Consider the following 19,882-nt stretch of genomic DNA (forward strand, 5'->3'; position numbering starts at 1 on the left):
ATTCCGTACAGGTCAACGCCAGAAATGCATCAGTACCGCCAACAAGGCGATCAAACCGATGATCATTGCGAAGGCGTAGTGATAGAGGAAACCGGATTGCGTGCGACGCAGCAGATTTGCAGCCAGGTCGATCAGTCGGGCAGAACCATTGACGACGACACCGTCGACCACATGGGTATCGATGGCACGTGACGCCTTGCCAAGGACCACGCCGCCACCGGCGAAGCCATTGATCCAGAGCTTGTCGAAACCGTACTTGTTTTCCAGCAGCCATACGATCGGCGCGAACGCCTTGCGCGATTTGGTGGCCAGTTCCGGCTTCCACAGGTAGAACAGCGCGGCCAGCAACAGGCCAGCGACAGTCAGGAAGAACGGCGCCGCCATCATGCCGTGCAGTGCGAACGCCACCGGACCGTGGAACTCTTCGGCCAGTGCGCCAACGGTGTCGCGTGCCGGATCGTAGAAGTCGACGATACCGGTGAAGAACGAGACCGCCTGCCCCTTGATGGCATGCGCCGCGTGGTGACCTTGCCAATCGGTGCCGAACAACATTGGGCCGATGGTGAAGAAGCCGATCGCCACCGAAGGAATCGCCAGCAGGATCAACGGCAGCGTCACCACCCACTTCGACTCATGTGGCTCGTGGGCACCGTGGTGACCATGACCGTGGTCGTCGTGGCCATGCGTATCGTTTGCATGCCCGTCGTGCGCATGACTGTCGTGCGCATGAACCTGCGCCTCGGCATCTGTATGTGCGCTGTCATGGTGTCCATGGGCATCGTGCGCATGGGCGTCGCGGAAGCGCTCCTTGCCGTGGAAGGTCAGGAACAGCAGGCGGAAGCTGTAGAAGCTGGTGACCAGCACGCCGCCGAGCACCGCCCAGTAGCCATAGGTCGCGATCCAGCTATGCGACTCATGGGCATGATGCGCAGCTGCCTCGATGATGGTGTCCTTCGAGTAAAAGCCGGAGAAGAACGGCGTACCGACCAGTGCCAACGTACCGATCACGCTGGTCCAGTAGGTCACTTTCATGTATTTGCGCAGGCCGCCCATCTTGCGCATGTCCTGCTCGTGGTGCATGCCGATGATGACCGAGCCGGCCGCCAGGAACAGCAGCGCCTTGAAGAAGGCATGCGTCATCAGATGGAACACGGCCGCCGAGTAGGCAGACACACCCAGCGCCACGGTCATGTAGCCGAGCTGGGACAGCGTGGAATACGCAACCACGCGCTTGATGTCGTTCTGCACGATGCCGATCAGGCCGGTGAAGAAGGCCGTGGTCGCACCGATGAACAGGATGAAGTTGAGTGCGGTTTCCGACAACTCGAACAACGGCGACATGCGCGCGACCATGAAGATGCCGGCGGTCACCATCGTCGCGGCATGGATCAGTGCCGAAATCGGCGTCGGTCCTTCCATCGAGTCCGGCAGCCACACGTGCAACGGCACCTGCGCCGACTTGCCCATCGCACCGATGAACAGGCAGATGCAGATCAGCGTCATCACGCTCCATTCGTGGCCTGCGAACAGCTGCACCTTGGCACCGGCCATGGTGGTCGCGTTGGCAAATACGGTGGAATAGTCCAGCGAACCGAACCACAACAACACGCCGGCGATGCCGAGAATGAAGCCGAAGTCGCCGACGCGATTGACCAGGAACGCCTTCATGTTGGCAAACACCGCAGTCGGGCGCTTGAACCAGAAACCGATCAGCAGGTAGGACACCAGGCCCACCGCTTCCCAGCCGAAGAACAGCTGCAGGAAGTTGTTGCTCATCACCAGCGTCAGCATGGAGAAGGTGAACAATGAGATGTAGCTGAAGAAGCGCTGGTAACCCGGGTCTTCTTCCATGTAGCCGATGGTGTAGATGTGCACCAGCAGCGACACGAAGGTCACCACCACCATCATCATCGCGGTCAGGCGGTCGACCATGAAGCCGACATGCGCCGAGTAGTTACCGACGTCGAAGAAGGTGTACAGGTTCTGGTTGAACGGGCTGGCGCCCTGCTCCACCAGTTGGTACAGCGTCAGGCACGACAGTACGCAGCTGACCGCCACGCCCAGGATGGTGACGTATTGCGCGCCCTTGCGCCCTACCTGGCGACCGAACAGGCCGGCGATGATGCTGCCGACCAGCGGTGCAAGCACCACCGCGATCAACAGACTCTTGGAGAGAGTGATTTCCATCTACAGGTCAGCCCTTCAACGTATCGACTTCGGCCACATTGATCGTGCGGCGCGTGCGGAACAGAGTCACCAGGATCGCAAGGCCGATCGCAGCCTCCGCAGCGGCAACGGTCAGGATGAAGAACACGAACAACTGGCCTGCGGGATCGCCGAGCTCGCGCGAAAACGCAATGAAGTTGACGTTGACCGACAGCAGCATCAACTCGATCGACATCAGCAACACGATGACGTTCTTGCGGTTGAGGAAGATGCCGGCCAGCGAGATGCAGAACAGCACCGCGCCCAGTCCAAGCAGGTGGCCCAAGGTAATCAAGACTTCGCCTCCTGTCCGTCGGCCGCATCCAGTTTCGGCGCGACCTGCACCGGCTTTTCAACCGCCATTTTGACCATGCGCAGACGATCGCCCGCCTTGACGCGCGACTGCTCGCCAGCGTTCTGATGTTTGATGCCGGTGCGCTTGCGCAAGGTCAGCATCACCGCAGCCACCACTGCCACGGTCAGGATCACCGCAGCGAACTCGAACGGCAGCAGGAACTGGGTGTACAGGCTCTTGGCCAACCAGGTCAGGTTCGACACGTCGGCAGCCTGCGCGGCAGCATTGTCGGCCGGGAACGGCGTGGCGCTACGTGCCTTGACGCCGATCAGGGTGACCATCTGCGCAAACATGGCGACCGCCACGATCACGCCGACCGGCATGTACTTGACCCAACCCTCGCGCAGGCGGCTGGTGTCGATGTCCAGCATCATCACCACGAACAGGAACAGCACCATCACTGCACCGACGTAGACCAGCACCAGCGTCACGCCAAGGAACTCGGCGCCGACCAGCAACCAGATGCACGCCATCGAGAAGAAGGTGAGGATCAGGCACAACACGGCGTACACCGGATTGCGCACGCTGATCACCGCACCCGCAGAGACAACCGCGACGGCGGAGAACGCGTAGAAAGCAATTTTGACCCAGTCCATCATGACCTCAACGGAAGGCGGCATCGGCAGCGCGACGCTCGGCGATCTCGGTTTCGAACCGGTCTCCGATCGCCAGCAGCTGCGGCTTGTTAAGAATATTTTCGCCGCGCTTCTCGAAGTGATACTCGAGGAGGTGCGTCTCGACGATCGAATCCACCGGGCAGCTTTCTTCGCAGAAGCCGCAGAAGATGCACTTGAACAGATCGATGTCGTAGCGGGTAGTACGACGCGAACCGTCCTCGCGCTTGGCCGAGTCGATGGTGATCGCCAGCGCCGGGCACACCGCTTCGCACAGCTTGCAGGCGATGCAACGCTCTTCGCCGTTGGGATAACGGCGCAGCGCATGCACGCCACGGAAGCGCGGCGACTGCGGGAACTTCTCCATCGGATACAGCACGGTGTACTTGGGCTTGAACGTGTACTTCAAGGTCAGCCACAAGCCTCCGAGCAGTTCGAGCAGCAGCAAGCTTTTGAAGTAATGGGTGATCTTGTTCATCAATTACACGCCCTTCTGGATCACGCCGTAAAACACCATCAACGCCGTCACTGCGATCCACACGATCGTCAGCGGAATGAACACCTTCCAGCCAAGACGCATGATCTGGTCATAGCGGTAGCGCGGGAAGCTGGCACGGAACCAGATGTAGGCGCTGGCGAAGAAGAACACCTTCATCAACAGCCACGGCCAACCGCCCTTCCACAGCCAATCGATCCACGGCGAGATATCCGGATTGCCCCAGGCCTGCGGCCATGGGCTCAACCAACCGCCAAGGAAGAAGATCGAGATCAGGAAGCTGACCAGGATCATGTTGGCGTATTCGGCCAGGAAGAACAGCGCGAACGCACCGCCCGAGTACTCCACCATGTGGCCGGCAACGATTTCCGATTCGCCTTCCACCACGTCGAACGGCGCGCGATTGGTTTCGGCGACGCCGGACACCCAGTACACGATGAACAACGGGAACAGCGGGATCAGGAACCAATCGCCTACGCCCGAGCTGCCGCCCTGCGCAAACACGATCTGACTCAGGTTGACGCTGCCCGACGCGATCATCACGCCGACCAGCGCAAAGCCCATCGCGATTTCGTAGCTGACCACCTGCGCTGCCGAGCGCATCGCACCCAGAAACGCATATTTGGAGTTGGAGGCCCAACCGGCCAGGATGATGCCGTACACGCCCAGCGAGGTCATCGCCAGCAGATACAGCAAGCCGACGTTGGCGTTGGACAACACCAGCTGCGCATCGAACGGCACCACCGACCAAGCCGCGAAGGCCGGCGCCAGCGTCAGCAGCGGCGCAATGATGAACATCGCCTTGTGCGCACTGCTCGGCTGCACGATCTCCTTGAACAGAAGCTTGAACACGTCGGCAAAGGCCTGAAAGATGCCCATGCCCACATACATCGGCCCGTGGCGTACGTGCATCCAACCGATCAGCTTGCGCTCCCAGACCACAAAGAACGCCACCGCCACGATCACCGGCACCGCGATCAGCAGGATCTTCAGCACGGTCCACAACACCACGCCGCCATCGCCCAGCCCGACGAACCACTGGTGCAAAGGATTGACCAGATTCAACAGCAATTCGTTCATGCAGCCACCACCGTTACCCGACCGGCACCAAGCGGCGCGGTTGCGCCATGGCCGGATTCGATCCACACCGTGCCCGGCGCGACGCGCTTGTCCAGCACCACCGGCAGCGTTGCCTTACCGGCATCGGTGCCGACCTTGACCATCTGACCTGCGCCAATCTGCAACTGCGCTGCCTGCTCCGGATGCATGGCCACACACGGCGCGATGTTGAGCGGATGCGACTGCAGTGCAGCGGCGCGGCGTACCACTGCGTCGGTGCGATAGATCGCAGCGGTCGCGGCCACTTCCAGCCCCTCGGTCGCAGCCACCGGCTGTGCGGAGGTTGCAGGCGTCACGTTACGGTTCTGCATACCGGCACGCAGGCCGACCAGATCGATGAATTCGAAACCGGCCAGACCCAGCTCTCCGCCAAGTGCGCGCAACACGCGCCAACCTTCGCGCGCTTCCATCGGCAAGCGGCCGGCGGCGCGTGCAGTCTGTACGCGACCATCGAGATTGGTCAGCGAGGCATCGATTTCCGGCAATGCGCCGATCGGCAGAATCACATCGGCTACACCGCGCGTGGAAGCACAGGCGAACTGGCTGAAGGCGACCACTTTGGCACCCGCCAGCGCGCTGCGGGCAGCGGCGGCATCGGCGAAATCCAGACCTGGCTCAATGCCATACAGCACATACGCCTGACGCGGCTGCGTCAGCATGCCGGTGACATCGCGTGCGCTCGGCAATACACCTTGCGAGACCAGACCGACAGCATTGGCGCCCTGCGGGATGCGGCACAGCGAAGCGCCGGTTGCAGTAGCGAAGTCACGTGCAGCAGCACGCAATGCCGCAGCCTGCGGATGATTTTCAGCCAATGCGCCGACCACGATCACGGCGCGTGTGGCGCCCTTGACCGCATCACGCAATGCCGCATCGTCCAGCGCGCCAGCCAGCTGCGACGGCGCAACGACGGTGCGGCTTGCCTGGGTGAAGGCGAAATCGAAATCGACCGGATTGACCGAATGGATCCTGGTCCCATTCTGGATGCTGGCCTTGCGCAGGCGCGCATGCAGCAACGGCAACTCGTGACGTACGTTGGTGCCGAACAGCACCACCACATCGGCGTGCTCGATCTCGGCCAGCGGCGTGGCAAACGGTTCGGCCACTGCAGCGTCGGAGAAATCGCGGTTGAGCAGACGGTGATCCAGATTGCCGCTGCCCAGCCCTTCGGCCAGACGGGCCAGCAGCGCGCCTTCCTCGTTGGAGGTGGACGGATGCACCAACACGCCGAGCTGATCTCCAGCGTTGTCACGCAGGATTTGCGTGGCGGCAGCCAGGCCTTCGGCCCAGCTCACCTCGGTCCACTCGCCATTGACCTTCTTCAGCGGCTTGACCGCGCGGTCGTCGGCATACAGGCCCTGATGCGAATAACGATCACGGTCGGACAGCCAGCACTCGTTGACCGCCTCGTTCTCGCGCGGCACGGTACGCAGCACTTCGCCGCGACGCACGTGCAGGAACAGGTTCGAGCCCATCGCATCGTGATAGCCGAGCGATTCGCGCGCCATCAGCTCCCACGGGCGGGCACGGAACTGGAACACCTTGTTAGTCAGCGCGCCGACCGGGCAGACGTCGATGACGTTGCCGGAAATCTCGGTGGTCAGCGGCTTGCCGTCGTAGGTGCCGATCTGCAGGTTTTCACCGCGATACATGCCACCCAGCTCGTAGGTACCGGCGATGTCTGCAGTGAAGCGCACGCAACGGGTGCACTGGATGCAGCGGGTCATTTCGGTGGCGACCAGCGGACCGATGTCTTCGTCCGGCACCACGCGCTTGCGTTCGTTGAAGCGGCTGACCGAACGGCCGTAGCCGAGCGAGACGTCCTGCAGCTCGCACTCGCCGCCCTGATCGCAGATCGGGCAGTCCAGCGGGTGGTTAATCAGCAGGAATTCCATCACGCTGCGCTGGTACTTCAGCGCCTTTTCGCTACGCGTGGTGACCTTCATGCCGTCCATCACCGGCGTGGCGCAGGCAGGCGACGGCTTCGGGGATTTCTCGACGTCCACCAGGCACATGCGGCAGTTGGCCGCGATCGGCAGCTTCTCGTGGTAGCAGAAGCGCGGGATCGGGATGCCGGCCTTGTCGGCCGCCTGGATGATCATCGAACCCTTCGGCACCACCAGGGACTGCCCGTCGATTTCGACGGTGACATGGTCCGGTGGCACGTTCGGGTTCACTGGTTGGGCGCTCATGCGGCCACTCCGACGTGCGTGTCGACGATCGAACGACCGTTGACGATGTAGTACTCGAACTCGTCCCAGAACTGGCGCAGGAAGCCTTGAATCGGCCACGCCGCGGCTTCGCCGAACGCACAGATGGTGTGCCCTTCGATCTGGCCGGCAACGGTGCGCAGCTGGTGCAGGTCTTCCATCGTGGCCTTGCCGGCGACGATGCGCTCCAGCACGCGGTGCATCCAGCCGGTGCCTTCGCGGCACGGGGTGCACTGACCGCAGGATTCCTTGTGGAAGAACTGCGAGATGCGGCAGGCAAAACGCACGCAGCAGACGCTGTCGTCCAACACCACGATCGCGCCCGAACCCAGACCGGTCCCCAATGCACGCAAGGTGTCGTAATCCATCTGCAGGCCGGCGACCTGGTCGGCCTTCAGCACCGGCATCGACACGCCGCCAGGCACCACGCCCTTGAGGGTGCGGCCCGGACGCAGGCCACCGGCCATTTCCAGCAGTTCGTCGAAGGTGGTGCCGAGCGGCACTTCGAAATTGCCGCCCTTCTGCACACAACCGGACACCGAGAAGATCTTCGGGCCGCCGTTCTTGGTCTTGCTCAAGCCGAGGAACCACTCCGGGCCGTTGCGAATGATCGCCGGCACCGACGCATAGGTCTCGGTGTTGTTGATGGTGGTCGGCTTGCCGTACAGGCCGAAGTTCGCCGGGAACGGCGGCTTGTAACGCGGCTGGCCCTTCTTGCCTTCCAGCGATTCCATCAGCGCGGTTTCTTCGCCGCAGATGTAGGCGCCGGCACCCAACGCACCGTAGATATCGATATCCACGCCGCTACCGAGAATGTTCTTGCCCAGCCAGCCGTTGGCATACGCATCGGCCAGCGCCAGCTCGAAGTTTTCGAACGGCTCGTGATGGAACTCGCCACGCAGGTAGTTGTAGCCCACGGTCGAGCCGGTGGCGTAGCAGGCGATCGCCATGCCCTCCACCACCGAATGCGGGTTGTAACGCAGGATGTCGCGGTCCTTGCAGGTGCCCGGCTCGGATTCGTCCGAGTTGCACAGGATGTATTTCTGCATCGTGCCCTTGGGCATGAACGACCACTTCAAGCCGGTCGGGAAGCCCGCGCCACCGCGACCGCGCAGGTTGGACGCCTTGACCATCTCGATGACATCGGCCGGCGCGATCTTCTCTTCGAGGATCTTGCGCAGTGCGGCGTAGCCACCGGTTTTCAGATAGCTCTCGTAGGACCACGGGGTGTCGTAGTGCAGCGTCGTGTAGACGACCTGATGCGGCAACGGCGCCGGACCGACCGGGCCTGAGGGTGCGTGATGATGTGCCATGTCTTACTCCAGCCCGTCCAGCAGCGCGTCGACCTTCTCTTTCGTCAGGTGCTCGTGATAATGGCCGTTGATGACCATCATCGGCGCTGCAGAGCAGGCCGCCAGGCACTCTTCTTCGCGCTTGAGGTAGACCCGGCCATCGGCGGTCGACTGCCCCAGCTTGCACCCCAGTTTCTTCTCGGCGTGCGCCAGCAGATCCTCGGCGCCGTTGAGCCAGCAGCTGATGTTGGTGCAGAACGCCACGTTGTGGCGGCCGACCTTTTCGGTCTCGAACATCGAGTAGAAGCTGGCGACCTCGTAGGCCCACACCGGCGGCAGTTCCAGATACTTGGCCACGCCGACGATCAACTCATCGGTGAGCCAGCCCTGGTTCTGCTCTTGCGCAGCATGCAGGCCCTGCAGCACCGCCGAACGCTTGCGGTCGGGCGGGAACTTGCTCAGCCAATGATCGATGTGCGCGCGCGTCTTCTCGCTCAGCACTACCTGCGGATCGACGTCGCGCGCCGCTTCGAAATTACCCGTCGCCTTCATCGGTCAACCTCACCGAAAACCAAATCGTAAGTACCGATCATCGCCACGACGTCGGCCAGCAAATAGCCACGCACCACTGCGTCCATCGAGGACAGATGCGCAAAGCCCGGCGCGCGCAGATGCAGGCGGAACGGCTTGTTGGCGCCATCGGACATCAGGTAGCAGCCGAACTCGCCCTTGGGTGCTTCGACGGCGCAATAGGTCTCGCCGGCCGGCACGCAATAGCCTTCACTGAACAGCTTGAAGTGATGGATCAGCGCTTCCATGTCGTCCTTCATGCCTTCGCGGCTTGGCGGAGCGACCTTGAAATTGGTGACCATGACCGGGCCAGGATTGGCCTTCAGCCAGGTCACGCACTGCTTGATGATGCGGTTGGATTCACGCATCTCGGCAACACGGACCAGATAGCGGTCGTAGCAGTCGCCGTTGGTGCCGACCGGGATATCGAACTCCACCGCGTCGTACTTGGCATACGGCTGCTTCTTGCGCAGATCCCACTCGATACCGGAGCCACGCAGCATCGGGCCGGTCATGCCCCAGGCACGGGCCAGATCCGGGCTGATGATGCCGACATCGACGGTGCGCTGCTTCCAGATACGGTTATCGGTCAGCAGCGTTTCGTACTCGTCAACGCGCGACGGGAAGGTATTGGTGAAGTCCTCGAGGAAATCCAGCATCGAGCCTTCGCGCGCGGCATTGAGCTTCTTCAACGCCCCGCCCTTGTGCCAACGCGATTCCTTGTACTTGGGCATGCGATCGGGCAGATCGCGATACACGCCACCGGGGCGATAGTAGGCAGCGTGCATGCGCGCGCCACTGACCGCCTCGTAGACGTCCATCAACTCTTCGCGCTCGCGGAACGCATACAGCATCACCGCCATCGCACCCAGGTCGAGCGCGTTGGAGCCCAGCCACATCAGGTGGTTCTTGATGCGGGTGATCTCGTCGAACATCGTGCGGATGTACTGCGCACGCTCGGGCGCCTCGATGCCCATCAGGGACTCGATCGCGCGCACGTAAGCGTGCTCGTTGCACATCATCGACACGTAATCCAGGCGGTCCATGTACGGAACCGACTGGTTGAACGGCTTGGACTCGGCCAGCTTCTCGGTGCCACGGTGCAGCAGACCGATATGCGGATCGGCACGCACCACGGTTTCGCCGTCCATTTCCAGGATCAAGCGCAGCACGCCGTGCGCCGCAGGATGCTGCGGGCCGAAGTTCATCGTGTAATTGCGGATTTCCTGCTTGCTTTCGACAGGATTGCTAGCGAAGGCGGCAGTCGCCTGGTGGAACTCACTCACTTGGCAGTCTCCGACTTGCCCACTTCACCAGCGGCAGTCTCATAACGGGCATCGTCGCGAATCACGCGCGGCACACCGACGCGTGGCTCGACCGAGGTCACCGGCTCGTACACCACGCGCTTTTTCTCTTCGTCGTAACGCACTTCGACGTTGCCGATCAGCGGGAAATCCTTGCGGAACGGATGGCCGACGAATCCGTAGTCGGTCAGGATGCGACGCAGATCCGGGTGACCGTCGAACACAATGCCGAACAGATCGAAGGCTTCGCGCTCGAACCAGTTCACGCCCGGCCAGATATCGGTCAGCGAGACCACCACCGGCACCTGCTCGTCCGGCGCGTAGCAACGCACGCGCAGACGCTGGTTGTGCCGGTAGGAAATCAGCTGGGCGACGACCGCAAAACGCTGCTTGGGCATGTGCTGCGGGTGGGCGCCATCGGAGCTTTCCTGGCTGGGAAATTCACCCCAGGCGAAACGACCGACCGCCTTGCCTTCGACACCACGACTGAAACCCTGCGACGACACGTCCGCGGTATCCCACTCGTCGCTGCCATAGCCCAGGTGATCGACGCCGCACAGGTCGCTCAACTGCTCGAAACCGAGCTCGTCGCGCAAGGCCAGACAGGTGGCGTGCCAATCGGCAGCCGCGACTTCCAGCGTCACTTCGCCGCGCGGCAAGGCCACGGCAATCTGCGCACCGGCGAAACGTGCCGCAAGTCGGTCAGTGAAGGAGGATGCTTGCTCTGCCATGGGGGCTTGGCTGCTCTCGGTAGAAGAAGACGGATATCAGCGCGCGATCGTCTGGGTACGCCAGATCTTCTTCTGCAGCTGCAAGATGCCGTAGACCAGCGCCTCGGCGGTCGGCGGGCAGCCCGGGACATAGATGTCCACCGGCACGATGCGGTCGCAACCGCGCACCACCGAATACGAATAATGGTAATAGCCGCCGCCGTTGGCGCAGCTGCCCATCGAGATGACCCACTTGGGATCCGGCATCTGGTCGTAGACCTTACGCAGCGCCGGCGCCATCTTGTTGACCAGCGTGCCGGCCACGATCATTACGTCGGACTGGCGGGGCGACGGGCGAAACACCACGCCGTAACGGTCCAGGTCCAGGCGCGCCGCGCCGGCATGCATCATCTCGACTGCGCAGCAGGCCAGACCGAAGGTCATCGGCCACATCGAACCGGTACGCGCCCAATTCAACAGCGCATCGACGCTGGTGGTCACGTAGCCCTTTTCGAGCAGCGGATTCTCGCCTTCCGGGCGCAGGATGTCGTCCAACCGACCTTCCGGCATCGGATTGGTCATCAGACGATCGAGGGTCTGAATCACTCCCATTCCAACGCTCCCTTCTTCCAGACGTAGATAAAACCGAGGAACAACATGCCGACGAACAGCCCCATGGTGACCAGCGAACGTGCGCCGATCTCCATGAACACCTGCGTCCACGGCACGATGAAGATGATTTCCAGATCGAACACGATGAACTGGATCGCGATCAGGTAGTAGCGCACGTCGAACTTCATGCGCGCGTCTTCGAATGCCTCGAAGCCACACTCGTACGGCGAGAGCTTGCGTGCATCGGGGCTACGCGGACCGAGGAACCGGCCGATCAACATCAATGTGATGCCGATACCGGTGGCGACGATCAGAAACAGCAGACTCGGCAAATATTCGGCCAGCACAGCGATTCTCTCTTGCCTTTGCCCGCACGCGCCGCGTGCCGGCATGGGGTATAAGCAGGACCCGCGCGTGGCATCGCCACGGTGCGCAGGAACTGCAGCCAAACAATGGTGCCCAAGAGGGGACTCGAACCCCTACGACCTAAATCGCTACCACCTCAAGGTAGTGCGTCTACCAATTCCGCCACCTGGGCATACGTTGCGCCGCTGGGCATCCCAGTGCGCAGCGTATTGTAACCGGCTTCAGCGTTTTTGTGCTGGTTCTGAAGCGTTTTCTTCGCGTGCCGCAGGCGCTTGTTGCGCCGGTGCGGACTGCGCTGGCGCTGCGGCCGGAACAGCGGCAGGCGATGGCTGCGACGGAGCGGTCGGCACTGCGCCCGCGGCTGGTGCCTGCGGCAACGGCTGAGTCAGCTCGCCGGCGGCGGCCGGTGCCGGGGTGGCCGACTGCGACATCACGCCAAGATTCTGATCGGTGGGACGCGCGCCATGGGTGGCGTACCACGCCATGAACAGGCTGATGCTGAAAAACACCACCGCCAGCCACTTGGTCGACTTGGACAGGAAGTTGGACGCACCCTGCGAACCGAACACGGTGCCCGAGGCACCGGCACCGAAACCGGAGCCCGCTGCCGCACCCGCGCCACGCTGCATCAGGATCAGCGCAATCATCGCCAGCGCGACCAGCACGTAGACCACATTGAGGATCAACATCAGCATTTCGAAATCCGTCCCCGGACAAAACTTAATGGGTTAACAAGCGGCCGCCGCGCGTGCGATGGCCAGGAAATCTTCGGCGACCAGTGATGCGCCTCCGACCAGACCGCCGTCGACATCGGGCTGTGCGAACAGCTCGTTGGCGTTGTCGGGCTTGACACTGCCCCCGTACACGATGGGCAGCGAATCGGCAATTCTAGCATCCACCTTCGCGACTTCGCCACGCAGGAAGGCGTGCACAGCCTGGGCCTGCTCGGGGCTGGCAGTACGGCCGGTCCCAATGGCCCAGATCGGTTCATAGGCGAGCACGGCACGCGCAAAGCCTTCGCTGCCGACCAGGGCCAGCACCGGCTCGAGCTGAGCGCGCAGCACCGCCTCGGTCTGGCCCGCTTCGCGCTGCTCCAACGATTCGCCCACGCACAGCACCGGGATCAACCCGGCGTGCATGGCGGCGGCGAATTTACGCGCCACCAACTCGCTGCTTTCCTGATGGTACTGGCGACGTTCGGAGTGGCCGACCAGCCCGTACTCGGCGCCGACATCGACCAGCATCGTGGCCGAGACCTCGCCGGTGTAGGCGCCCTTTTCGTTACTGCTGACGTCCTGCGCACCGAAGCACAGGTGATGCTCCTCGAAATCCTCGATCAGATCGCCGAGGTAAGGCAGTGGCGGCAGGATGACGACATCGACACCCTCCAGGGGCATGTGCGCGGCAATCTGGGCCACCAGTTCGGTGGCGAAGGCGCGGCTGCCATGCAGCTTCCAATTTCCGGCAACGAGTTTTCGACGCATCAGGCGCAGGTTCCTGAGTGGAAGACAGGCGACAGAATAGCCCATGCCCTGTCGGCAGCCGGCACACTTCTGTCCATTGCCTGTCCCATCCCCTCTTCACCAGGAACCCGCCATGTCCGTTTCGCCTGTCTTCGCCTTGGTCACCGGCGCTTCCAGCGGCATCGGCCGCGAGATTGCGCGCGCTTACGCCAGGCGTGGCGTGCCGTTGATCCTGACTGCGCGCCGGGTGGACAGGCTGGAGGCACTGGCCGACGAGTTAAGGACGTCGGTGCGGGTCGAAGTGTTGCCTGCCGATCTGGCTAACCCTGCGGCGGTAGAGATGCTGGTTGCGCAGATCCAGCGCAATGGCTGGACGGTAGACACCTTGGTCAACAACGCCGGCTACGGCGTGCCGGGCCGCTATCTGCACAACGACTGGGCCACGCATGCGCGCTTTCTGCAGGTGATGGTGGGCGCGGTGTGCGAGCTGACCTGGCGGCTGTTGCCGATGATCCGCGCCAGTGGCCAGGGCCGCATTCTCAACGTGGCCTCGTTTGCGGCGCTGACGCCGAGCGCCGACGGGCAAACGCTGTATGCGGCAAGCAAGAGCTTCCTGCTGCGCTTCAGCGAATCGCTGGCGCTGGAAAACGCCGATTGTGCAGTGAGGGTCTGCGCGCTCTGCCCGGGCTTTGCGTGGTCGGAATTTCACGACATCACCGGCACACGCGAGCAGATGTCCACCCTGCCCCGCTGGGCGTGGCTGCAGGCCGATGCCGTGGCCGAATACGGCATCGAGGCACTGGAGCGCGGACAAGTGCTGGCAGTGCCGGGCTGGCGCTATCGCCTGGTCAATATCGGGTTACGATTGCTGCCGCATGCGCTTGCGTTGCGCCTGATGGCGCGCGGATCGCACCGGGTGCGCCCGCTGGATTGAGGCGGTTGGGCGGTGGATCAGCGTAGGTGCGTACGGCTCTGCACGACTGCATGACCATGCCCCCACGGGATGTCAGTGATTGACGATGTCGCCGTGCATTGCCGCCAGTCGTGCGAGCAAGCGATTCTGCGTGCGGCGCGGAATCTTGCGCTGATCCATCGCCCAGTTCAGATCCTCGACCAAGGCATTGAAATCGCCTTCGCGAATGGCCAGATGCGCATGCGCCTGCTTCATCGACTTGGCGGTATCCGGGCATGGCCCATCGCTGACGTGGCAGAACTTCTGCACCAGACGCTCGTTGAGCATGACGATGTTGACCCGCGCGAACTGATCGACGATGCGTTGATCGTCGGCAATGCGCGAGAGCATGGTTTCCACCAGCGCTTCGATCCCGGCTTGCCCGCCGAGTTCGTCGTAGAGCGTCTGGCGCGGTTGCGTGGTGGCGCAGGCGCTCACCAGGCCCAGCACGCAAAGCAGGCAGCAGCGCAGCCATCGGTTCATCAGAACGCCACCTGCAAGGAAAGATAGGGACCGCGTTGATCGGTAAGCGTGGCGATGTCGCCAAGCTCTGCCCAGGCCGCAGTGAACGACACCTGCTTGCTGGGAAACCAGGCGAGGAATGCGTCTGCCCAGGCCTGTTCGCGGGCGAAGCCCAGGTTATTCGGTTTGTCTCGATATTCCACGCCCACTGCCAGGGAGGGCGACAGCATCACCGCAGCGCTGGCCTCACCCACCAACCGGTAGCTGTTGCCACGATCGCCGCCGAAGCCGAGCAAGCCGGTCTGATTGGCGCGGGTGGCGCGCAGGGTACCGTTGAGCAACAGCTGATAACCGCCAACGCCTTGCAGAAACAGCCGGCTGGCGCTGACGTACACATCGGTGCCGTGGTCGTCGCGCGCACCGATCGCCAGGGGCAGCGTGCCATTGCGCAAACGCTTGTATTGCACGCCCAGACTGACTTGCGGCGCGCGCCCGTACACGAGGTCGCCATGCAGGCGCAGCTTTGCGCCGAACACGTCCTGACCCAGCGCATTCCACGGCAAGCCCAATCGGTCCTGCAATGTGCCCAGATCCAGGCGTTGCCGCGCGAGCGACAACTCCAGCCGGTTGCCGACGGTGAGCGCGGCGCCCTGCACATCCAATCGGTAATCGCCGCTGTCCACGTGGGTGGCGAACACCACGGTGGCAAGTTCATCGCGCGTGCCGTAGCCCGACAGCGTGGCCCACGGCACGATGCCGCCGCCACTGCTGCCTTCGATCATCGACACGCCGCCGGTGGCGAGCAGACGCCCTTCTGCAGCGATCGCCAGTGTCGGCATGAGCGCCAAACAACCCAACACTGCAGCAGACCACGCAGCACGCACCCACTTGCTCATCGTTGCGCTCCTGCTTGCGCGGCCGGCACCAGATCGAGTTGACCCAGATCGAGTTGACGCATGCACCAGGCCACAAACGGCACTTCTTCCAGCGGCGGCGCGTACAGATAGCCCTGCACCATGTCGCAGCCATAACTGCGCAGCAGCCCGAGCGCCGTGGCGTTTTCCACGCCTTCGGCGATTACGCTCAATCCAAGGTTATGCCCCAGATCGATCGTGCTGCGCACGATGAACGCATCGTCGGTGCCTTCGGCCAATTGCATGACGAAACTCTTGTCGATCTTCAATTCGTTGACCGGCATGCGCTTGAGCTGCGCCAGCGAGGAATAGCCGGTGCCGAAGTCGTCGATGGACAGGCGCACGCCGACGCTGCGCAGCTGATGCAGCATGTGCAGCGCGAATTCGACATCGCGCATCAACGCGCTTTCGGTCAATTCCAGCGTGACCCGCTCGGCGGCCACCGCGTGATGCTCCAGACGACCGCGCACATAATCCGGCAGGCCGGGGTCGGACAGATCGAGCGCAGAGAGATTGATCGCCATGCCCAGCTCCAGGCCCTGGCTGCGCCACTGCGCCTGGCACCGCAGCGCTTCGTCCAGCACATAGCGGGTCAGCGGGTGGATCACCCCGGAATGCTCGGCGAGCGGAATGAATTCGTCCGGGCCGATCGGCCCGAGTACCGGGTGATGCCAGCGCACCAACACCTCGACCTGTTCGACGCGATCGCTACGCAAACAGATTTTGGGCTGGAAGCGCAAGGTCAATTCGTTGCTGGCAATCGCCTGGCGCAGATCGCCAGTGAGCCTTAGACGACGCAGATGCTGCTCGTCCTGGCCCAGGCGGTACACGCTGCTGGCACCGATGGTGATGACATTGCCGCCCTGGCGACGTGCGATATCGGCGCGCCGCAGCAAGGTATCCGGATCGGCGCCGTGTTCGGGGATCAAGGCGATGCCGATACTGGCTTCCAGCTGGATGCGCGCCTGCGGCAACGCAAGTGGGCGACGCAGCTGCAGCAGCAATCGCTGCGCATCCTGCTGCACGCTGGTCATATCGGCCTGCGCCACCACCACCATGAATTCGTCGCTGCCCAACCGCCCGACCACATTGGGCTCCTGCACGACCTCGGCCAGGCGGCGCCCTGCTTCGACCAGCACCTGATCGGCGAAGTCGTGCCCCAGGCTGTCGTTGAGTTCCTTGAAGCGCTCAAGATCCAGGATCAGCACGGCGGCCGTGCCACCCGAGGCCACGGTCTGGTCGACCACCTGTTGCAGCCGCTCCAGCAGCCAGATGCGATTGGGCAGGCCGGTCAAGGCATCGTGGCGCGCCTGATGCAGGATGTGCTGCTCGCGGCTGGCGATCTGCTGCTGCATGCGCCCGAAGCTGTCGGCCAGCTCGGCCAGTTCGCGTCCGGGCGGCACCTGCACCGCGGTGTGGTAATCGCCGCGCTGGATGCGCCGTGCCGCCTGCACCAATTGCGCGACCGGCTTGCTGACGCTGCGCGCCAGGAAGATCGCCACGCCGAGCGCAGCAGCCGTCGCCAGGCCGGCGAGCGCCAGGATGCGCAATTTAAGGATGCGATACGGTGCGACTGCGCGATCCAACGAGGCCTGCAAGGCGACCCGCACATGACTGTCGCCCTGGATCGATTGCAGTTTGACCAGGTAACGCGCGTCGGCCAGCGTCAGCGGGATCGCTTCGCCCTGCCCCGCTTCGGCGGCGGGCAGCTGCTGCGGGAACTCGGCGCGCGCGGCCGGCTCCAACGTGGAGGCCAGTACGCGCACCGGCGGGCCATCGGTGAAGAAGGTCGCATCCAGCCCGGTGGTGGTACGGAAGTCCTGCGCAAGCCCATCGCCGGATTCGTTGCCGATCGCGATCCAGCCCACCCGGCTCGGCGCCAGTACCTGCACCACCGCCAGCCGCACGATGCGCTGATCCAATGCCACCACACCGACCGCGCGCCCGTCGCGCTGCGCTTGTTGCAGCAAGGTCTGCACGGCGCGCAATTGTTCGGCTTGCGGCAGATCAGCCAGCCCGGTCAGAAATTCGCCATCCGGCGACAACAGCACTGCGGTCTGCGCCGACATGCGTGCGGCGTGGTTGCGCAATGCCGATTGCATGGTCGGCACATCGCCACTGGCCACCGCCGCACGGAACCCGAAATCGTCGGCCAGCACCGAGGCCGACTGCATCAGCTGCTCGTCGCGGCGCACATTGATGCGCTCCCAGACGCGTTCGCCGATCTGCAGCTCTTCGCCGAGTTGCGCCTTGACGCTGCGCTCGGTGGCGACCTGCACTGCGATGAAGGTCAGCACTTGCGTGGCGAGCACGACCAGGACCACCAAGGCCGCGATACGGGTATGCAGACGCATCGCCTTCATGGATGCGGCTTCTTCGGGTCGGCATGACGGAATTTGTCCTGCAGCGCGCGCACGCGTTCATCCGGTGGTGCCGCCATCGGCGCGGCGCCGGTGGTCTGCAGGGTCACGCGGCGCTGCACTGCATCGCGCGCAAGCAGCAACGGCTCGGTGACCACGGCGCCCTTGATGCGCGGATGCCACACCCGCAGCGTGTAGGTGCCTGCCGGTGCATCCAGTTGCACGCGGCCGTCGCTGCCGGTCTTGCCGAAATACGGCGTCTCCAGCACCACGATATAGCCAAGCATCCAGTCGTGGATATTGCAGCCAATCGTCACCAGGCCTGCCTGATCGAAGCGGATCGGTGTGGCCTTGGTACCCTGAAACAGCGGCAATTCGAAACGCTTGGCAGGCGAAAAGGAATAGACCTGATGGCGGATCTGATCGTTATTCGGAAAGCGCACCAAGGTGCCGGTGCGCACCGCCAGGACGGCGGGCACGAACTGCGAATTGACCTGATCCATTTCCGCGGTCTTGGAAGCACTGGGTGGCGCCGGACGCGCCGGCTCCAGACTGACCACCGCATCGACCAACATGCCGTTGGCATCGGCCACGGTCACGCTGACAGGCGTTGCCACCACGGCGCTTGCGGCGCAGTACGCCAGCAACACCGAACCCACACCTATCCGTTTGAACCATTGCGTCCGCATGCGCCCCCCAAACCTAGTGCAATCGGCAGCGGGCGCCAGGCGAATCCGACGTCGCGCTAGCGATCAGACTGGGTTATCGGCTGAGGTGAACGCAAGCTTTAACCAGACGCGAGCGGAATTTTTTGAACAGAACTGTGGTGTCGGTCATTACCCGTGTTGCGAGCGCGGCTATTCGCTGCACGCGCTGATAGGGACCGCGTGCTGGATTACTTCAGCTTGATCTCGCGCAGACGCTCTTCCAGGAAGCCGTGTGCGGTGATCGGCTCGGGATAGCGACTCGGGTTTTCGGCAGTGATGCACGAAGGCAGCACGTCGATCAGGAAGTCCGGATTCGGGTGCAGGAAGAACGGCACCGAATAACGCGGCTTGCGCGCTGCTTCGCCCGGCGGATTGACCACGCGATGGATGGTGGACGGGTACACATGGTTGGTCAGGCGCTGCAGCATGTCGCCGATATTGACCACGATGGTGTCGGCATCCGCAGTGAATGGCACCCACTCGCCATCGTTGGAACGCACTTCCAGACCGGCCGCGCTGGCACCGACCAGCAAGGTGATGAAGTTGATGTCGCCATGCGCACCGGCACGCACGTTGGGAATGTCGTCGCTGGTGATCGGCGGGTAGTGGATCGGCCGCAGGATCGAATTACCGTTGTTGGTCTTGTCGACGAAATAGTCCTGCGGCAGGCCGATATGCAGCGCCAGCGCCGACAGCACGCGCGAGCCCAGCTGATCGAGCTGCTGGTACAGGCGGTAACCGCGTTCGCGGAAACCGGGCACCTCTTCGGGCCACAGGTTCGGCGTCATCACCTCGCGATACGGCGAGTCGTCCGGAATCTCGCGGCCGATATGCCAGAACTCCTTCAGATCGAAATGCCTGGAATCCTTGGCCGTTTCCACACCGAACGCGGTGTAGCCACGCGCGCCGCCACTGCCTTTGACGTGGTAGCGCTGCTTGACCTCTTCCGGCAGCGCGAAGAACGCCTTGAACACCTCGTAGGCGCCATCGATATCGGCCTGCGCAATGCCGTGATTGCGGATGCCGGCAAAGCCCCACTGCCGATAGGCCGCACCGAGCTCGGCGACAAAGGCGTCGCGGTCGCTGTCGAAACGGGTGATGTCCAGGGTCGGGATGCGGGCGCTCATACGGATATCTGCAGTCGAAGTCGAGGAGTCAAAAAGGAGGGCCT

The 19,882-nt window shown here is 63.0% G+C and carries 20 protein-coding genes and 1 tRNA gene; 1 reads left to right on the forward strand and 20 read right to left on the reverse strand.

The window, feature by feature from the left end; all coding sequences use genetic code 11:
- Window positions 1-12: 12 nt before the first annotated feature.
- From nuoL to tpiA, 15 genes are all read right to left on the reverse strand, one after another.
- Window positions 13-2,187, reverse strand: coding sequence for an NADH-quinone oxidoreductase subunit L (nuoL, locus tag NYR97_RS22115; RefSeq protein WP_316695815.1), 2,175 nt, complete (start codon window positions 2,185-2,187; stop codon window positions 13-15).
- A 7-nt stretch (window positions 2,188-2,194) separates the two neighbouring features.
- Window positions 2,195-2,500 (reverse strand): NADH-quinone oxidoreductase subunit NuoK, encoded by a 306-nt coding sequence (gene nuoK / locus NYR97_RS22120; RefSeq protein ID WP_006450557.1) that lies wholly within the window; start codon window positions 2,498-2,500, stop codon window positions 2,195-2,197.
- Window positions 2,497-3,159, reverse strand: a complete 663-nt coding sequence (locus NYR97_RS22125; protein ID WP_316698449.1) for an NADH-quinone oxidoreductase subunit J — start codon at window positions 3,157-3,159, stop codon at window positions 2,497-2,499. The genes nuoK and NYR97_RS22125 overlap by 4 nt, the downstream gene beginning before the upstream one ends.
- A 4-nt stretch (window positions 3,160-3,163) precedes the next feature.
- Complete coding sequence (gene nuoI, locus NYR97_RS22130; protein ID WP_006450559.1) at window positions 3,164-3,652, reverse strand: NADH-quinone oxidoreductase subunit NuoI; 489 nt, start codon at window positions 3,650-3,652, stop codon at window positions 3,164-3,166.
- Between the two features lie 3 nt (window positions 3,653-3,655).
- On the reverse strand, window positions 3,656-4,750 hold the full coding sequence (gene nuoH / locus NYR97_RS22135; protein WP_168957709.1) for an NADH-quinone oxidoreductase subunit NuoH: 1,095 nt from the start codon (window positions 4,748-4,750) through the stop codon (window positions 3,656-3,658).
- A complete protein-coding gene (gene nuoG, locus NYR97_RS22140; protein ID WP_316695821.1) occupies window positions 4,747-6,981 on the reverse strand; it encodes an NADH-quinone oxidoreductase subunit NuoG in 2,235 nt (744 codons plus the stop codon). Before nuoG ends, nuoH begins: the two co-directional genes overlap by 4 nt.
- Window positions 6,978-8,312: an NADH-quinone oxidoreductase subunit NuoF gene (nuoF, locus tag NYR97_RS22145; protein WP_023904457.1), complete on the reverse strand. Its 1,335-nt coding sequence runs from the start codon at window positions 8,310-8,312 to the stop codon at window positions 6,978-6,980. The genes nuoG and nuoF overlap by 4 nt, the downstream gene beginning before the upstream one ends.
- Window positions 8,313-8,315: 3 nt before the next feature.
- Window positions 8,316-8,843 carry an NADH-quinone oxidoreductase subunit NuoE gene (nuoE, locus tag NYR97_RS22150; protein WP_006450563.1) on the reverse strand — a complete coding sequence of 176 codons (528 nt, stop codon included), beginning with the start codon at window positions 8,841-8,843 and terminating at the stop codon, window positions 8,316-8,318.
- Window positions 8,840-10,147 carry an NADH-quinone oxidoreductase subunit D gene (locus tag NYR97_RS22155; RefSeq protein WP_316695824.1) on the reverse strand — a complete coding sequence of 436 codons (1,308 nt, stop codon included), beginning with the start codon at window positions 10,145-10,147 and terminating at the stop codon, window positions 8,840-8,842. The genes nuoE and NYR97_RS22155 overlap by 4 nt, the downstream gene beginning before the upstream one ends.
- Window positions 10,144-10,896 carry an NADH-quinone oxidoreductase subunit C gene (locus NYR97_RS22160; protein WP_316695826.1) on the reverse strand — a complete coding sequence of 251 codons (753 nt, stop codon included), beginning with the start codon at window positions 10,894-10,896 and terminating at the stop codon, window positions 10,144-10,146. The genes NYR97_RS22155 and NYR97_RS22160 overlap by 4 nt, the downstream gene beginning before the upstream one ends.
- Before the next feature lie 36 nt (window positions 10,897-10,932).
- Window positions 10,933-11,487: a NuoB/complex I 20 kDa subunit family protein gene (locus tag NYR97_RS22165; RefSeq protein WP_006450566.1), complete on the reverse strand. Its 555-nt coding sequence runs from the start codon at window positions 11,485-11,487 to the stop codon at window positions 10,933-10,935.
- Complete coding sequence (locus NYR97_RS22170; RefSeq protein ID WP_006450567.1) at window positions 11,478-11,834, reverse strand: NADH-quinone oxidoreductase subunit A; 357 nt, start codon at window positions 11,832-11,834, stop codon at window positions 11,478-11,480. The genes NYR97_RS22165 and NYR97_RS22170 overlap by 10 nt, the downstream gene beginning before the upstream one ends.
- A gap of 106 nt (window positions 11,835-11,940) precedes the next feature.
- Window positions 11,941-12,025: transfer RNA gene (locus NYR97_RS22175), tRNA-Leu, on the reverse strand.
- A 49-nt stretch (window positions 12,026-12,074) separates the two neighbouring features.
- Complete coding sequence (secG, locus tag NYR97_RS22180) at window positions 12,075-12,548, reverse strand: preprotein translocase subunit SecG (protein WP_023904461.1); 474 nt, start codon at window positions 12,546-12,548, stop codon at window positions 12,075-12,077.
- A 33-nt stretch (window positions 12,549-12,581) separates the two neighbouring features.
- Window positions 12,582-13,337 (reverse strand): triose-phosphate isomerase, encoded by a 756-nt coding sequence (tpiA, locus tag NYR97_RS22185; RefSeq protein WP_316695828.1) that lies wholly within the window; start codon window positions 13,335-13,337, stop codon window positions 12,582-12,584.
- Between the two features lie 112 nt (window positions 13,338-13,449).
- Here tpiA and NYR97_RS22190 point away from each other — a divergent pair, with 112 nt between their 5' ends.
- Window positions 13,450-14,250, forward strand: a complete 801-nt coding sequence (locus NYR97_RS22190; protein WP_316695829.1) for an SDR family NAD(P)-dependent oxidoreductase — start codon at window positions 13,450-13,452, stop codon at window positions 14,248-14,250.
- 72 nt (window positions 14,251-14,322) lie between these two features.
- Here NYR97_RS22190 and NYR97_RS22195 read toward each other — a convergent pair whose 3' ends face one another.
- The 5 genes from NYR97_RS22195 to NYR97_RS22215 form a co-directional block, all read right to left on the reverse strand.
- The gene (locus tag NYR97_RS22195; protein WP_006450572.1) at window positions 14,323-14,751 is read right to left on the reverse strand and encodes a group I truncated hemoglobin; all 429 of its coding nucleotides are present in this window, start codon (window positions 14,749-14,751) and stop codon (window positions 14,323-14,325) included.
- A complete protein-coding gene (locus tag NYR97_RS22200) occupies window positions 14,751-15,626 on the reverse strand; it encodes a DUF3034 family protein (protein ID WP_316695830.1) in 876 nt (291 codons plus the stop codon). The genes NYR97_RS22195 and NYR97_RS22200 overlap by 1 nt, the downstream gene beginning before the upstream one ends.
- Complete coding sequence (locus tag NYR97_RS22205) at window positions 15,623-18,007, reverse strand: putative bifunctional diguanylate cyclase/phosphodiesterase (protein ID WP_316695832.1); 2,385 nt, start codon at window positions 18,005-18,007, stop codon at window positions 15,623-15,625. The genes NYR97_RS22200 and NYR97_RS22205 overlap by 4 nt, the downstream gene beginning before the upstream one ends.
- Entirely contained in the window at window positions 18,004-18,693 is a 690-nt protein-coding gene (locus NYR97_RS22210) for a methylamine utilization protein (protein WP_316695833.1), read from the reverse strand. The genes NYR97_RS22205 and NYR97_RS22210 overlap by 4 nt, the downstream gene beginning before the upstream one ends.
- Window positions 18,694-18,899: 206 nt before the next feature.
- Window positions 18,900-19,838 (reverse strand): isopenicillin N synthase family dioxygenase, encoded by a 939-nt coding sequence (locus NYR97_RS22215; protein ID WP_205394363.1) that lies wholly within the window; start codon window positions 19,836-19,838, stop codon window positions 18,900-18,902.
- Window positions 19,839-19,882: the final 44 nt, after the last annotated feature.

The sequence above is a fragment of the Xanthomonas hydrangeae genome, from assembly GCF_032697525.1.
Lineage (GTDB): Bacteria > Pseudomonadota > Gammaproteobacteria > Xanthomonadales > Xanthomonadaceae > Xanthomonas > Xanthomonas hydrangeae.

Coding starts and splice junctions, on each gene's coding strand:
- nuoL (WP_316695815.1), bottom strand. CDS start 2,187: ATGGAAATCACTCTCTCCAAGAGTCTGTTGATCGCGGTGGTGCTTGCA.
- NYR97_RS22125 (WP_316698449.1), bottom strand. CDS start 3,159: ATGATGGACTGGGTCAAAATTGCTTTCTACGCGTTCTCCGCCGTCGCG.
- nuoI (WP_006450559.1), bottom strand. CDS start 3,652: ATGAACAAGATCACCCATTACTTCAAAAGCTTGCTGCTGCTCGAACTG.
- nuoH (WP_168957709.1), bottom strand. CDS start 4,750: ATGAACGAATTGCTGTTGAATCTGGTCAATCCTTTGCACCAGTGGTTC.
- nuoG (WP_316695821.1), bottom strand. CDS start 6,981: ATGAGCGCCCAACCAGTGAACCCGAACGTGCCACCGGACCATGTCACC.
- nuoF (WP_023904457.1), bottom strand. CDS start 8,312: ATGGCACATCATCACGCACCCTCAGGCCCGGTCGGTCCGGCGCCGTTG.
- nuoE (WP_006450563.1), bottom strand. CDS start 8,843: ATGAAGGCGACGGGTAATTTCGAAGCGGCGCGCGACGTCGATCCGCAG.
- NYR97_RS22160 (WP_316695826.1), bottom strand. CDS start 10,896: ATGGCAGAGCAAGCATCCTCCTTCACTGACCGACTTGCGGCACGTTTC.
- NYR97_RS22165 (WP_006450566.1), bottom strand. CDS start 11,487: ATGGGAGTGATTCAGACCCTCGATCGTCTGATGACCAATCCGATGCCG.
- secG (WP_023904461.1), bottom strand. CDS start 12,548: ATGCTGATGTTGATCCTCAATGTGGTCTACGTGCTGGTCGCGCTGGCG.
- tpiA (WP_316695828.1), bottom strand. CDS start 13,337: ATGCGTCGAAAACTCGTTGCCGGAAATTGGAAGCTGCATGGCAGCCGC.
- NYR97_RS22190 (WP_316695829.1), top strand. CDS start 13,450: ATGTCCGTTTCGCCTGTCTTCGCCTTGGTCACCGGCGCTTCCAGCGGC.
- NYR97_RS22195 (WP_006450572.1), bottom strand. CDS start 14,751: ATGAACCGATGGCTGCGCTGCTGCCTGCTTTGCGTGCTGGGCCTGGTG.
- NYR97_RS22200 (WP_316695830.1), bottom strand. CDS start 15,626: ATGAGCAAGTGGGTGCGTGCTGCGTGGTCTGCTGCAGTGTTGGGTTGT.
- NYR97_RS22205 (WP_316695832.1), bottom strand. CDS start 18,007: ATGAAGGCGATGCGTCTGCATACCCGTATCGCGGCCTTGGTGGTCCTG.
- NYR97_RS22210 (WP_316695833.1), bottom strand. CDS start 18,693: ATGCGGACGCAATGGTTCAAACGGATAGGTGTGGGTTCGGTGTTGCTG.
- NYR97_RS22215 (WP_205394363.1), bottom strand. CDS start 19,838: ATGAGCGCCCGCATCCCGACCCTGGACATCACCCGTTTCGACAGCGAC.